This window comes from Pseudomonas sp. R19M (genome assembly GCF_050312585.1).
In the GTDB taxonomy this organism is placed as follows: Bacteria; Pseudomonadota; Gammaproteobacteria; order Pseudomonadales; family Pseudomonadaceae; genus Aquipseudomonas; species Aquipseudomonas palleroniana.
In genome coordinates this window covers 43,921-56,400 of the sequence record NZ_JBNPJV010000053.1, presented here as the reverse complement: position 1 = coordinate 56,400, position 12,480 = coordinate 43,921, and the positions used below count along the sequence as shown (strand labels likewise).

The following is a 12,480-nucleotide window of genomic DNA, read 5'->3' as shown; positions in this document are numbered from 1 at the left end:
AAAAACTGGCTGATCCACCGCTATCGGGAGCAAGCCCCCTCCCACATTTAATCCCACTATGGCTCGGAAGATTCAACGGCCGCTAATGCGCTCGGCATTGCGGATGGAAATCTGGGTATTCAACGTCCAGAAGTCATACAACACCCCCACCAGGAACAAACCGCCGGTCAGCAGGTAGATCAGGCCGGTGATCCATTTGCCCTGGTACATGCGGTGCAAACCAAAAACCCCCAGGAACGCCAGCAGTACCCAGGCCACGTTGTATTCGATGGGCCCAGCGGTAAAACGCAGGTCGGCTTCACGGTCCATGGCCGGGATCAGGAACAAGTCGATCAGCCAGCCGATACCCAGCAGGCCGAAGGTGAAAAACCAGATCGTACCAGTGACCGGTTTGCCGTAATAGAAGCGATGGGCACCGGTAAAACCGAAAATCCAGAGCAGGTAACCAATCACCTTGCTGTGGGTGTCTTGCTGCGAAACATCCTGTCGATAGGTGTTCATGAAGTACCTCTTTTGCCTCGATAGATAAATTTTTTCACTTTCTTTGTGACTTTTTTACGGGCGCCCGACGTACGGCAAATGGTATCTTCCCTCCCCTCAAAGCCTTGTACCGCCTGACTTGTGTAGGACAATTGCGATAAAACGTCGCGTTTTCCTGTATTTGACCCCAAGGTTCAGTCGACAAACGGCCTGAGAACGGCACAAAAAGCTGTTATAAAGTTGCGCGCAAACCCATAAGAGCCACGCCTAATGCGACCATTTTTCAAGACATGGCTAACCATTTGCCTATTAATGCCACTGGCCGCCCACGCCACCAATCGTGAGCAACGACTTCCGAACGTCAACGGTTTCACCCCTAAAGTCCACAGCACACCCAGCACTGCCAAGTCGGTAAAGCTGACCGTCAACCGCCCGACTCAAGTGAGCAAGGCCCACGGTAAAACGCTTCATACCCAACTGGCCGCGAACGGCAAGCAAAGCAGCACCGTGCTCAGCCGCGCCGTCAACGTGCTGGGTACTCCTTATCGTTGGGGCGGAAGCAGCCCAAGTAAAGGGTTCGACTGCAGTGGTTTGGTGAAATACGCATTTAATGACGTCAAAGCGGTGGATTTACCACGCACCTCCAACGCCATGGCTGCCGGCCACGGGTTGAAGGTAGATCGCAAGGACCTGAAACCGGGCGACCTGTTGTTCTTCAAACTCAAGAGCCGCCAGGTCAATCACGTCGCCATCTACCTGGGCAACGACCGTTTCATCCACGCACCGCGTCGTGGCAAGTCGGTCAGCATCGACACGCTGAAAAAACCGTTCTGGGACAAGAACTACGTGATCGCCAAGCGGGTCCTGCCTAAAGAGCAGAACAACTTGCGCGTGGTACAACGCTGATCTCAAGCTGAAATGCAGTAAATGTGGGAGGGGGCTTGCTCCCGAAAGCGGTAGATCTGTCAAACATGTGTTGACTGACACTCTGCTATCGGGAGCAAGCCCCCTCTCACATTTTGGCTTTCACTGGCCCCCAGAAGCTACATGTCTGCGGGAACCCTCGCCAGCTCCCGCGCAGCCTCCCGGCTGACCAGCCCCTCGCTCACCAGCGCCTTCAAGCTCATATCCAACGTCTTCATCCCCAATGCCCCACCGGTCTGGATCGCTGAAACCAGCTGTGCACCCTTGTCCTCGCGGATCAGGTTACGAATGGCCGGCGTGCCCAGCATGATCTCGTGAGCCGCTACCCGCCCGCCGCCGATCTTCTTGACCAGCGCCTGGGACACCACGGCCTGCAAAGACTCCGACAGCATCGAACGCACCATGGCCTTTTCCCCCGCCGGGAACACATCCACCAGCCTGTCCACGGTTTTCGCCGCGGACGCGGTGTGCAGGGTGCCCAGGACCAGGTGCCCGGTCTCGGCCGCCGTCAGCGCGAGGCGGATGGTTTCCAGGTCGCGCAGCTCTCCCACCAGAATCACATCCGGGTCTTCGCGCAACGCCGAACGCAGGGCCGCCGAGAAGCTGTGGGTATCACGGTGCACCTGCCGCTGGTTGATCAATGCCGATTTGGGTTTGTGGATAAATTCGATGGGGTCTTCGAGGGTGAGGATGTGCTGGCGCCGATGCTGGTTGAGGTGGTCGATCATCGCCGCCAGTGTCGTGGACTTGCCCGACCCGGTCGGCCCGGTCACCAGTACCAGCCCACGAGGCAATTGGGCGATACGCTGGAACACCTCCCCGAGGCCCAGGCTTTCCAGGCTTCGCACCTGAGCAATGGTACGAAACACCGCCCCCATGCCGCGATCGTGTCGGAACACATTGGCCCGAAAGCGCGCCACGCCAGGCAATTCAAATGCAAAATCCGTTTCAAGAGATGTTTCGAAATCCTTTTGTTGGTGTTGATTGAGCAAAGGGCTCAATAAGTCCGCAACTTGCGGTGGCGAAAGTATCGACCCCTCCAGGGGCCAGACTTCGCCATCGATGCGCAGCATCGGCGCCAGACCGGCGGACAAATGCAGGTCTGAGGCGCCACGGCGCACGCTGGCCGTGAGCAATTGCGTGATATCCATAGGGCTTTCCATTTCCAGTAGAATGCCGCGGACTCCATATCCACGGGTGCATCTTGAATGTCGACGATAGCAGACAACATTGGCTTGGTTAGCGAGCGGATCCGTGCCGCGGCCCATGCCGTGCAACGTGATGAACACAGCATCCATCTGCTGGCCGTGAGCAAGACCAAACCCGCGCAAGCCGTGCGCGAAGCCTTTGCCGCCGGAATGCGCGACTTTGGCGAAAACTACCTGCAGGAAGCTTTGGGCAAACAGGCCGAATTAACCGACCTGCCCTTGAGTTGGCACTTCATCGGCCCCATTCAATCGAACAAGACTCGCTCGATCGCCGAGAACTTCGCCTGGGTGCATTCCGTGGACCGCTTGAAAATCGCACAACGCCTGTCCGAACAACGCCCGGCCGACCTGCCGCCGCTGAACATCTGCATCCAGGTCAACGTCAGTGGCGAAGCCAGCAAGTCCGGCTGCACACCCGCCGACCTGCCGGCACTGGCCAATGCCATCAGCGCCCTGCCGCGCCTGAAGCTGCGCGGGTTGATGGCGATCCCCGAGCCGACTGAAGACCGCGCGGCGCAAGATGCGGCGTTCGCAACGGTCAGAGACCTGCAAGCGAGCTTGAACCTGCCGCTCGACACACTTTCGATGGGCATGAGCCATGACCTTGAGTCGGCGATCGCCCAAGGCGCCACCTGGGTGCGGATCGGTACCGCCCTGTTTGGCGCCCGCGACTACGGCCAGCCGTGAAATGGCTGACTTCTCTCTGAATAAGGACCTGTCATGAGCAACACGCGTATTGCCTTTATCGGCGCCGGCAACATGGCGGCCAGCCTGATCGGCGGCCTGCGGGCCAAGGGCCTGCAAGCCCAGCAGATCCGTGCCAGCGACCCCGGTGCCGAGACCCGCGCCCGCGTCAGCGCCGAGCACGGTATCGAAACGTTCGCCGACAACGCCGAAGCCATCCAGGGCGTCGACGTGATCGTGCTGGCGGTCAAGCCGCAAGCCATGAAGGCCGTGTGCGAAAGCCTGCGCCCGAGCCTGCAACCGCAGCAACTGGTGGTGTCGATAGCCGCCGGCATCACATGCGCCAGCATGAGCCAATGGCTCGGTGCCCAGCCGATTGTGCGCTGTATGCCCAACACCCCGGCGCTGCTGCGCCAGGGCGTGAGCGGCCTGTATGCAACTTCCAGCGTCAGCGCCGAACAACGCGACCAGGCCCAGGAGCTGCTGTCCGCCGTGGGTAGCGCCCTGTGGCTGGAACAGGAGCAGCAGCTGGATGCCGTCACCGCCGTCTCCGGCAGCGGCCCGGCCTACTTCTTCCTGCTGATCGAGGCCATGACCGCCGCCGGCGTCAAGCTGGGCCTGTCCCACGAAGTAGCTGAACAACTGGCCGAGCAAACCGCGCTGGGGGCCGCGCACATGGCCGTCGGCAGCGAGGTGGATGCCGCCGAGCTGCGCCGTCGCGTAACCTCCCCAGGCGGCACCACGCAGGCCGCCATCGAATCCTTTCAGGCCGGGGGTTTTGAAGCCCTGGTGGAAAAAGCACTGGGTGCCGCGGCGCATCGTTCGGCTGAAATGGCCGAACAGCTGGGCAAATAGTCGTCCCCTTCATTAGGAAACCAACATGCTCGGAATCAATGACGCTGCCATTTTCATCATCCAGACCCTGGGCAGCCTGTACCTGCTGATCGTGCTGATGCGTTTTATCCTGCAACTGGTGCGGGCGAACTTCTACAACCCGCTGTGCCAGTTCGTGGTGAAGGCCACCCAACCGCTGCTCAAGCCACTGCGCCGGGTGATCCCGAGCATGTTCGGCCTGGACATGTCTTCGTTGGTGCTGGCGCTGCTGCTGCAGATCCTGCTGTTCGCCGTGATCCTGCTGCTCAACGGCTACCAGGCCAACACGGTGTTGTTGTTGCCGTGGGGCCTGATCGGCATTTTCTCGCTGTTTTTGAAGATCCTCTTCTGGTCGATGATCATCAGCGTGATCCTGTCGTGGGTCGCACCTGGCAGCCGCAGCCCGGGCGCCGAATTGGTCTACCAGATCACCGAGCCGGTGCTGGCGCCGTTCCGCCGCCTGATCCCTAACCTGGGCGGCCTGGATATCTCGCCGATCTTCGCGTTTATCGCGATCCAGCTCCTGCAAAGCTGGGTGATTCCGCGCCTGGCTTATTACGCGTTCATGCCCAAGGAACTGTTCGGCCTGATCTGACACGCAACGATCGTTCCCACGCTCAGCATGGGAACGCAGCACTGGACGCTCCGCGTCCCGAAGCGTGACGCAGAGCATCACAAAAGGCATTCCCACGCAGAGCGTGGGAACGATCCGCCGGGAAGGGTTTGCTTGCCGCTGGGTGCAGCGCTCTTTAGACTTACGCCTCATTTAAACGAGAGCAGGGTCGATGCCAGCTGCCTTTCCCCCCGATTCCGTTGGACTGGTCGTACCCCAAGTGGCGCACTTCAGCGAGCCGCTGGCCCTGGCCTGTGGCCGCTCGCTGCCCGCCTACGACCTGATCTACGAAACCTACGGCCAACTGAACGCCACGGCGAGCAATGCCGTGCTGATCTGTCACGCCCTGTCCGGCCATCACCACGCGGCGGGCTTCCACGCTGCCGATGATCGCAAGCCCGGCTGGTGGGACAGTTGCATCGGCCCCGGCAAGCCCATCGACACCAACAAGTTTTACGTGGTCAGCCTGAACAACCTCGGCGGCTGCAACGGTTCTACCGGCCCGAGCAGTATCAACCCGGAAACCGGAAAACCCTTCGGTGCCGACTTCCCGGTATTGACCGTGGAAGACTGGGTACACAGCCAGGCTCGTCTTGCCGACCTGCTGGGCATCGGCCAATGGGCAGCGGTGATCGGCGGCAGCCTTGGCGGGATGCAGGCCCTGCAATGGACCATCACCTACCCGGATCGCGTGCGCCATTGCCTGGCCATTGCCTCGGCGCCGAAACTCTCGGCACAGAACATCGCCTTCAACGAAGTCGCACGCCAGGCCATCCTCACCGACCCCGAGTTCCACGGCGGTTCATTCCAGGAAGCCGGGGTGATCCCCAAGCGCGGCCTGATGCTGGCGCGGATGGTGGGGCATATCACCTACCTGTCCGATGACTCCATGGGCGAGAAATTCGGTCGTGGCCTCAAGAGCGAGAAGCTCAACTACGACTTCCACAGCGTCGAGTTCCAGGTGGAAAGCTACCTGCGTTATCAGGGCGAGGAGTTCTCAGGGCGTTTCGACGCCAACACCTACTTGCTGATGACCAAGGCCCTGGACTACTTCGACCCGGCGGCCAACCACGACGACGACCTGGCGAAAACCTTCGAAAATGCCACGGCCAAGTTCTGCGTGATGTCATTCACCACCGACTGGCGCTTCTCGCCGGCCCGCTCCCGCGAGCTGGTGGACGCGCTGATGGCGGCACGCAAGGACGTCTGCTACCTGGAGATCGACGCTCCGCAAGGCCACGACGCCTTCCTGATCCCGATCCCGCGTTACTTGCAGGCGTTCGGCAACTACATGAACCGTATTACTGTATGAGAACGCCATGAGAGCTGACCTGGAAATCATCCAAGACTGGATACCCGCCGGCAGCCGCGTGCTCGACTTGGGCTGCGGCGACGGCGAACTGCTGAGCTGGCTGCGTGACAACAAGCAAGTCACCGGCTATGGCCTGGAAAACGACCCGGACAACATCGCCCAGTGCGTGGCCAAGGGCATCAACGTGATCGAGCAGGACCTGGACAAGGGCCTGGGCAACTTTGCCAGCAACAGCTTCGATATCGTGGTGATGACCCAAGCCCTGCAGGCGGTGCACTACCCGGACCGCATCCTCGACGAAATGCTGCGCGTGGGCCGCCAGTGCATCATCACTTTCCCCAACTTCGGCCACTGGCGCTGCCGCTGGTACCTGGCGACCAAGGGCCGCATGCCGGTCTCGGACTTCCTGCCGTACACGTGGTACAACACGCCCAACATCCACTTCTGCACCTTCGAAGACTTCGAAGCCCTGTGCGGCGAGCGTGAAGCCAAGGTGATCAACCGCCTTGCCGTCGATCAACAGCACCGCCACGGTTGGGCGAGTAAGCTGTGGCCGAACCTGTTGGGAGAAATCGGGATTTACCGGGTCAGCAGTCCTGGCCTGGCCGACCACAAGATTGCCGTCTAATCATTTTCCAGAGGGACGCACATGAGCCGTTTGGCTGTTGTTCTATTGACCGCACTGCTTGGCGTCAACGCCATGGCCGCCGACGTTATCGACCCTAATCGCACGAAGGAATTCGGCGATATCACCGTGCGCTACAACACCTTCACCTCCAGCTTCCTGCAGCCGGAAACCGCCCAGGCAGTGGGCGTAGTGCGCAGCAAGAACAAGGGCTTGATCAACGTGTCGGTGTTCAAGGGCGTGACGCCCGTGGCGGCGCAAGTGACCGGCACCATCAAGGACTCGCTCGGCAAGAGCGAAGTACTGACCTTCAAGCAGATCACCGAAAAAGGCGTGACCAACTACCTCGCGCCATACTCGGTGCCGCAGCAGGAATTCAAGACCTTCACCATCAATGTTGAAACCGGCGGCAAGGCCCACGGTTTCAGCTTTGTCCAAGAACTCTTCCCGGCCGAATGATGAACCTCACCCAACTCGTACTGGCCAGCCATAACGCCGGCAAGCTCAAAGAACTGCAAGCCATGCTCGGTGGCTCCGTGCAGCTGCGCTCGATCGGCGAATTCAGCCAGGTCGAGCCGGAAGAAACCGGCCTGTCGTTCGTCGAAAATGCCATCCTCAAGGCGCGCAATGCCGCACGCCTCTCCGGCCTTCCGGCGCTGGCCGATGACTCGGGCCTGGCGGTGGACTTCCTGGGCGGCGCCCCTGGCATCTACTCGGCGCGTTATGCCGATGGCAAGGGAGACGCGGCCAATAATGCCAAGCTGCTGGACGCGCTCAAGGATGTGCCGGACGCCATGCGTGGCGCGCAGTTTGTGTGCGTACTGGCCCTGGTGCGACACGCCGACGACCCGCTGCCGATCCTCTGCGAAGGGTTGTGGCACGGGCGTATCCTGCACGCGCCCAGCGGTGAACACGGCTTTGGCTATGACCCGCTGTTCTGGGTACCGGAGCGCAATGTCTCCAGCGCCGAACTGAGCCCGGCCGACAAGAACCAGATCAGCCACCGCGCCCGCGCAATGGATTTGCTGCGCCAACGCCTGGGCCTGAAATGACTCAAAACACCTCCGCGCAACCGCTGATTCACGGCGGCGCGCGAACACCACGGGCGGCCCTGCCCCACTTGCCGCCCCTGGCGCTGTACATCCACATCCCGTGGTGCGTGCGCAAATGCCCTTATTGTGACTTCAACTCCCACACCGCCAGCAGCGTGCTGCCGGAAGCGGAGTATGTGGATGCCTTGCTGGCCGACCTCGATCAGGACCTGCATGCGGTGTATGGCCGCGAGCTGAGTTCGATCTTCTTTGGTGGCGGCACGCCCAGCCTGTTCAGCGCCGCCGCGTTGGGGCGCTTGCTCGAAGGCGTGCAAGCGCGCATTGCGTTTGCCGACGACATCGAGATCACCCTGGAGGCCAACCCCGGGACTTTCGAGCAAGAAAAATTTGTCGCGTACCGCAAGCTGGGGATCAACCGGCTGTCCATCGGCATCCAGAGCTTCCAGCAGGCGAAGCTTGAAGCCCTGGGGCGTATCCACAACGGCGATGAAGCCGTACGGGCTGCCGACATGGCGCGCCAGGCGGGGTTTGATAACTTCAACCTGGACTTGATGCACGGCCTGCCCGATCAGTCCCTGGACGACGCCCTGAGCGACCTGCGCCAGGCCATTGCGCTCAAGCCTACGCACCTGTCCTGGTACCAACTGACCCTGGAGCCCAACACCGTATTCTGGAACCAGCCACCTGCGCTGCCGGAAGACGACACGCTGTGGGACATCCAGGAAGCCGGCCAGGCGCTGCTTGCCGAACATGGCTACCGGCAATATGAAGTGTCGGCCTATGCCCAGGCGGGCCGCCCGGCGCGGCATAACCTGAACTACTGGAGCTTCGGTGACTTTATCGGCATCGGCGCCGGCGCCCACGGCAAGCTCAGCCACCCGGACGGGCGTATTGTGCGCACCTGGAAGACGCGAGCGCCGAAGGACTACCTCAACCCGGCCAAAAGCTTCCAAGCTGGAGCCAAAGAGCTGACGAACGAGGAACTGCCGTTCGAGTTCCTGATGAACGCCTTGCGCCTCACCGAAGGCGTCGAAGCCAGACTCTATGCCGAACGCACCGGCCTCGACCTGGCCAGCCTCGACGAAGGCTGCCGCGAGGCAGAACGAAGTGGCTTAATGCAGGTCGAACCGTCACGCCTGGCGGCGACCGACCGCGGGCAACTTTTTCTCAATGACCTGTTGCAGAAGTTTTTGAGCTGATCGCTCTTAAGGAAATCACATGGATTTGGTACTCGACCTGCTCGCCACTGTGTCCCGCTGGAGCCGTAGCAACCTGTCGGAAATCTCCCTGGCCCTCGTGGGCTGTTTGCTGGTGCTGTTCGGCGCCGACATCAAGGGTTGGGTCGAAGCGCGCCTGGGCAGCATTGCTGGCGCTTTGCGCGTACCGCTGATGGCGCTGGTGTGCATGATCGGCAGCGGCGCGGCGCTGATCTATGCCACGCCGTGGATTGTGCGGGGGTTGAGCCAGTTCAATAACTACAGCCTGGCACCGGTGCTGGTGGTAGTGCTGGTGTTGATTGGCGTTGTCGCAGACCGCCGCTAATTCCAAGCACACTGCAAAAACAAATGTGGGAGCAAGCTCCCACATTTTTTACCGCATTTCAAAACTGCAGCCGGGTCAGGCCAGTTTCTCGAACTTCAAATCCCACACCCCATGCCCCAATCGCTCGCCGCGGCGTTCGAACTTGGTGATCGGACGCTCGGCCGGGCGTGGCACGCACTTGCCGTCTTCGGCCAGGTTGCGGTAGCCGGGCGCGACGTTCATCACTTCCAGCATGTATTCGGCATACGGCTCCCAGTCGGTCGCCATGTGCAGGATACCGCCCACTTTCAGCTTGCTGCGTACCAGTTCCGCGAAGGAAGCCTGGACGATGCGACGCTTGTGGTGACGAGCCTTGTGCCACGGGTCAGGGAAGAACAGCATCAGGCGATCGAGGCTGTTGTCGGCGATGCAGCGGTTGAGCACTTCAATCGCGTCGCAGTCATAGACTCGCAGGTTGGTCAGGCCCTGGGTCAACACGCCATTAAGCAGCGCGCCGACACCCGGACGGTGTACTTCCACACCGATGAAATCCTGTTCCGGCGAAGCGGCGGCCATTTCCAGCAAGGAGTGACCCATGCCGAAGCCGATTTCCAGGGAACGCGGGGCCGAACGGCCGAACACCTGGTCGTAGTCCACCGGCGCGTCAGCCAGTGGCAATACGAACAGCGGCGTGCCCTGCTCCAGGCCCTTTTGCTGGCCTTCGGTCATGCGACCGGCGCGCATCACAAAACTCTTGATACGGCGGTGCTTGGACTCGTCACCTTCTTCCACGGTGTTTGGCGTTTCGTTTGATTCAGTCATCAATAGCTCTTACTTGATCAGACCATCCAGCGGCGAGGAGGCGCTGGCGTAGAGTTTTTTCGGCATGCGGCCGGCGAGATACGCCAGGCGGCCTGCAAGGATGGCGTGTTGCATGGCTTGGGCCATCATGACCGGTTGCTGGGCATGGGCAATGGCCGAGTTCATCAGCACCGCGTCGCAGCCCAGCTCCATGGCGATGGTGGCGTCGGAGGCAGTCCCCACGCCCGCATCCACCAGGACCGGGATCTTGGCTTCTTCAAGGATGATCTGCAGGTTGTACGGATTGCAGATACCCAGGCCGGAACCGATCAGGCCAGCCAGCGGCATCACGGCGATGCAGCCGATTTCTGCCAGTTGGCGCGCGATGATCGGGTCATCGCTGGTGTAGACCATCACGTCGAAACCTTCCTTGACCAGGGTTTCAGCGGCCTTGAGGGTTTCGATCACGTTGGGGAACAGGGTTTTCTGGTCGGCCAGTACTTCCAGTTTCACCAGGTTATGGCCGTCGAGCAGCTCACGCGCCAGGCGGCAAGTACGCACGGCTTCGATGGCGTCGTAGCAACCGGCGGTGTTCGGCAGGAAGGTGTAGCGATCCGGCGACAACACGTCGAGCAGGTTCGGCTCGCCTTCGATCTGGCCCAGGTTGGTGCGGCGCACGGCAAACGTGACGATCTCGGCGCCCGAGGCTTCGATGGCCAGACGGGTTTCTTCCATGTCGCGGTACTTGCCGGTACCGACCAGCAGACGGGACTGGTAAGTACGACCGGCCAGAACGAAGGGCTTGTCGCTACGAACGATGCTCATGGGAAATCCTCGAAATGGGGTGAGGTTCTGCAGAATGCGGGTTGGCGCGATTGAGCGCCTGACGGCTAGCCGCCGCCGATGGCGTGGACCACTTCGACCTGGTCACCTTCGGTGAGCGCGGTCTCGGCGTGCTGGCTACGCGGGACGATATCCAGGTTGAGCTCCACTGCGACGCGACGCCCGGTCAGGTCCAGGCGGGTCAGCAGGGCCGCAACGGTTTCACCGTCGGGCAGTTCAAAGGATTCGCCGTTCAACAGAATGCGCATGCCACGGGCCGTCATCGTTTTTAGGGGCCAGCATTCTAGCGCGATTGAGACCTCAAGGTCAGCTCCAAGCGTCAAGCGGTCAGTTGCAAGCGCCACGCGGCCAAGCCAAGGAAGAACCATCCGAGCAGAAACGCCAGCCCGCCAAATGGCGTGATGATCCCCAGTTTGCTGATCCCGGTCAGGGTCAGTACATACAGGCTGCCGGAGAACAGCAGGATGCCGAAGGTAAACGAGAGACCCGCCCAATTCACCAATCGGCCCGGGATATGCGCAGCCAGCAACGCCACGCCGAACAGCGCCAGGGCATGCACCAACTGATAGGTCACGCCGGTATGGAAGATCGCCAGGTACTCGGCGCTCAGGCGGTTTTTCAGACCGTGGGCGGCGAAAGCCCCCAGGGCGACACCGGTAAAGCCGAAAAAGGCAGCCAGCATCAGAAAGCTACGCAGCATGAGGAACTCCAGTCAGACTCAAAGGGCCGGGTCTGTATAATGGCCCGCTCAACGGGTTCGGCCAAGCCATCTCTATGCTGCGTTTCCTCTTCAAGCGTTTCCTCACAATCGTGAAATGGTTTGCCATCGGCAGTGTATTGCTGGTGCTGCTGTTGCGTGTCGTGCCGCCTCCGTTCACGGCGCTGATGGTGGAGCGCAAGGTCGAATCCTGGATTGATGGCGAGCCGATTGACCTGCAGCGCACCTGGGTGCCGTGGGATGAGATCTCCGATGAACTGAAAGTGGCGGTGATGGCCGGTGAAGACCAGCGCTTCCCGCAACACTGGGGCTTTGATTTCGGCGCGATCCAGGCGGCGATTCTGCATAACGAGCGCGGCGGCTCCATTCGCGGTGCCAGTACCCTGAGCCAGCAGGTCTCCAAGAACCTGTTCCTGTGGGCCGGCCGCAGCTATTTCCGCAAGGGCCTGGAAGCCTGGCTCACTGGGCTGATCGAGGTGTTGTGGCCCAAGCAGCGGATTCTCGAGGTGTACCTCAACAGCGTGGAATGGGATGAAGGGGTATTTGGTGCGCAAGCGGCAGCAGAGCATCACTTTGGAGTGAGTGCCAAGGCGCTTTCTCGCCAGCAGGCCAGTTATCTGGCTGCAGTGCTGCCTAACCCACGGGTATGGAGTGCCAGTCATCCAACGGCGTATGTGGCAAGACGGGCAGCCTGGATTCGCCAGCAGATGAGCCAGTTGGGTGGGGATGGTTACCTGGCTGAGCTGAACAACTCCAGAAAAGCCCCCTGGTCCGACTGACACAACGCACAAACAACTGTGGGAGGGGACTTGCTCCCGATTGCTGT

At 60.8% G+C, this 12,480-nt stretch carries 17 protein-coding genes; 11 read left to right on the top strand and 6 right to left on the bottom strand.

All coding sequences use genetic code 11. From position 1 onward, the window contains the following. Positions 1-72: 72 nt before the first annotated feature. On the bottom strand, positions 73-501 hold the full coding sequence (locus ACQRBT_RS11035) for an NINE protein (protein ID WP_060753460.1): 429 nt from the start codon (positions 499-501) through the stop codon (positions 73-75). 249 nt (positions 502-750) lie between these two features. On the opposite strand from ACQRBT_RS11035, the gene ACQRBT_RS11030 reads away from it, so the two are divergent. Further along, positions 751-1,386 carry a C40 family peptidase gene (locus ACQRBT_RS11030; RefSeq protein WP_060753461.1) on the top strand — a complete coding sequence of 212 codons (636 nt, stop codon included), beginning with the start codon at positions 751-753 and terminating at the stop codon, positions 1,384-1,386. Positions 1,387-1,523: 137 nt separating this feature from the next. Here the strand turns inward: ACQRBT_RS11030 and ACQRBT_RS11025 are convergent, their stop codons facing one another. Continuing rightward, positions 1,524-2,555 carry a type IV pilus twitching motility protein PilT gene (locus tag ACQRBT_RS11025; RefSeq protein WP_161548655.1) on the bottom strand — a complete coding sequence of 344 codons (1,032 nt, stop codon included), beginning with the start codon at positions 2,553-2,555 and terminating at the stop codon, positions 1,524-1,526. Between the two features lie 57 nt (positions 2,556-2,612). On the opposite strand from ACQRBT_RS11025, the gene ACQRBT_RS11020 reads away from it, so the two are divergent. The 9 genes from ACQRBT_RS11020 to ACQRBT_RS10980 all read left to right on the top strand — a co-directional run bounded on the left by ACQRBT_RS11020 (position 2,613) and on the right by ACQRBT_RS10980 (position 9,313). Then, positions 2,613-3,299 carry a YggS family pyridoxal phosphate-dependent enzyme gene (locus tag ACQRBT_RS11020; protein WP_104994930.1) on the top strand — a complete coding sequence of 229 codons (687 nt, stop codon included), beginning with the start codon at positions 2,613-2,615 and terminating at the stop codon, positions 3,297-3,299. A 33-nt stretch (positions 3,300-3,332) separates the two neighbouring features. Next, positions 3,333-4,151: a pyrroline-5-carboxylate reductase gene (gene proC / locus ACQRBT_RS11015; RefSeq protein WP_090368224.1), complete on the top strand. Its 819-nt coding sequence runs from the start codon at positions 3,333-3,335 to the stop codon at positions 4,149-4,151. Positions 4,152-4,176: 25 nt separating this feature from the next. Further along, positions 4,177-4,764, top strand: coding sequence for a YggT family protein (locus ACQRBT_RS11010; protein WP_060753465.1), 588 nt, complete (start codon positions 4,177-4,179; stop codon positions 4,762-4,764). A 190-nt stretch (positions 4,765-4,954) separates the two neighbouring features. After that, on the top strand, positions 4,955-6,094 hold the full coding sequence (gene metX, locus ACQRBT_RS11005; RefSeq protein WP_090368222.1) for a homoserine O-succinyltransferase MetX: 1,140 nt from the start codon (positions 4,955-4,957) through the stop codon (positions 6,092-6,094). A 7-nt stretch (positions 6,095-6,101) separates the two neighbouring features. Next, a complete protein-coding gene (gene metW, locus ACQRBT_RS11000; protein ID WP_060753467.1) occupies positions 6,102-6,722 on the top strand; it encodes a methionine biosynthesis protein MetW in 621 nt (206 codons plus the stop codon). A 21-nt stretch (positions 6,723-6,743) separates the two neighbouring features. Then, positions 6,744-7,178, top strand: coding sequence for a DUF4426 domain-containing protein (locus tag ACQRBT_RS10995; protein WP_090368220.1), 435 nt, complete (start codon positions 6,744-6,746; stop codon positions 7,176-7,178). Next, entirely contained in the window at positions 7,175-7,771 is a 597-nt protein-coding gene (gene rdgB / locus ACQRBT_RS10990; protein WP_060753469.1) for an RdgB/HAM1 family non-canonical purine NTP pyrophosphatase, read from the top strand. Before ACQRBT_RS10995 ends, rdgB begins: the two co-directional genes overlap by 4 nt. Beyond that, positions 7,768-8,970 (top strand): radical SAM family heme chaperone HemW, encoded by a 1,203-nt coding sequence (hemW, locus tag ACQRBT_RS10985; RefSeq protein WP_412046164.1) that lies wholly within the window; start codon positions 7,768-7,770, stop codon positions 8,968-8,970. The genes rdgB and hemW overlap by 4 nt, the downstream gene beginning before the upstream one ends. A 19-nt stretch (positions 8,971-8,989) precedes the next feature. After that, entirely contained in the window at positions 8,990-9,313 is a 324-nt protein-coding gene (locus tag ACQRBT_RS10980; RefSeq protein WP_016972961.1) for a DUF3392 domain-containing protein, read from the top strand. A 75-nt stretch (positions 9,314-9,388) separates the two neighbouring features. On the opposite strand, the gene trmB is transcribed toward ACQRBT_RS10980, so the two are convergent. From trmB to ACQRBT_RS10960, 4 genes are all read right to left on the bottom strand, one after another. Beyond that, the gene (trmB, locus tag ACQRBT_RS10975) at positions 9,389-10,114 is read right to left on the bottom strand and encodes a tRNA (guanosine(46)-N7)-methyltransferase TrmB (RefSeq protein WP_060753471.1); all 726 of its coding nucleotides are present in this window, start codon (positions 10,112-10,114) and stop codon (positions 9,389-9,391) included. A gap of 9 nt (positions 10,115-10,123) precedes the next feature. Beyond that, positions 10,124-10,918 carry a thiazole synthase gene (locus ACQRBT_RS10970; RefSeq protein WP_412046165.1) on the bottom strand — a complete coding sequence of 265 codons (795 nt, stop codon included), beginning with the start codon at positions 10,916-10,918 and terminating at the stop codon, positions 10,124-10,126. 65 nt (positions 10,919-10,983) lie between these two features. Then, a complete protein-coding gene (thiS, locus tag ACQRBT_RS10965) occupies positions 10,984-11,184 on the bottom strand; it encodes a sulfur carrier protein ThiS (RefSeq protein ID WP_031320180.1) in 201 nt (66 codons plus the stop codon). A gap of 71 nt (positions 11,185-11,255) precedes the next feature. Further along, complete coding sequence (locus ACQRBT_RS10960) at positions 11,256-11,636, bottom strand: DUF423 domain-containing protein (RefSeq protein WP_060753473.1); 381 nt, start codon at positions 11,634-11,636, stop codon at positions 11,256-11,258. 74 nt (positions 11,637-11,710) lie between these two features. On the opposite strand from ACQRBT_RS10960, the gene mtgA reads away from it, so the two are divergent. Further along, positions 11,711-12,433: a monofunctional biosynthetic peptidoglycan transglycosylase gene (gene mtgA, locus ACQRBT_RS10955; RefSeq protein WP_412046166.1), complete on the top strand. Its 723-nt coding sequence runs from the start codon at positions 11,711-11,713 to the stop codon at positions 12,431-12,433. Positions 12,434-12,480: the final 47 nt, after the last annotated feature.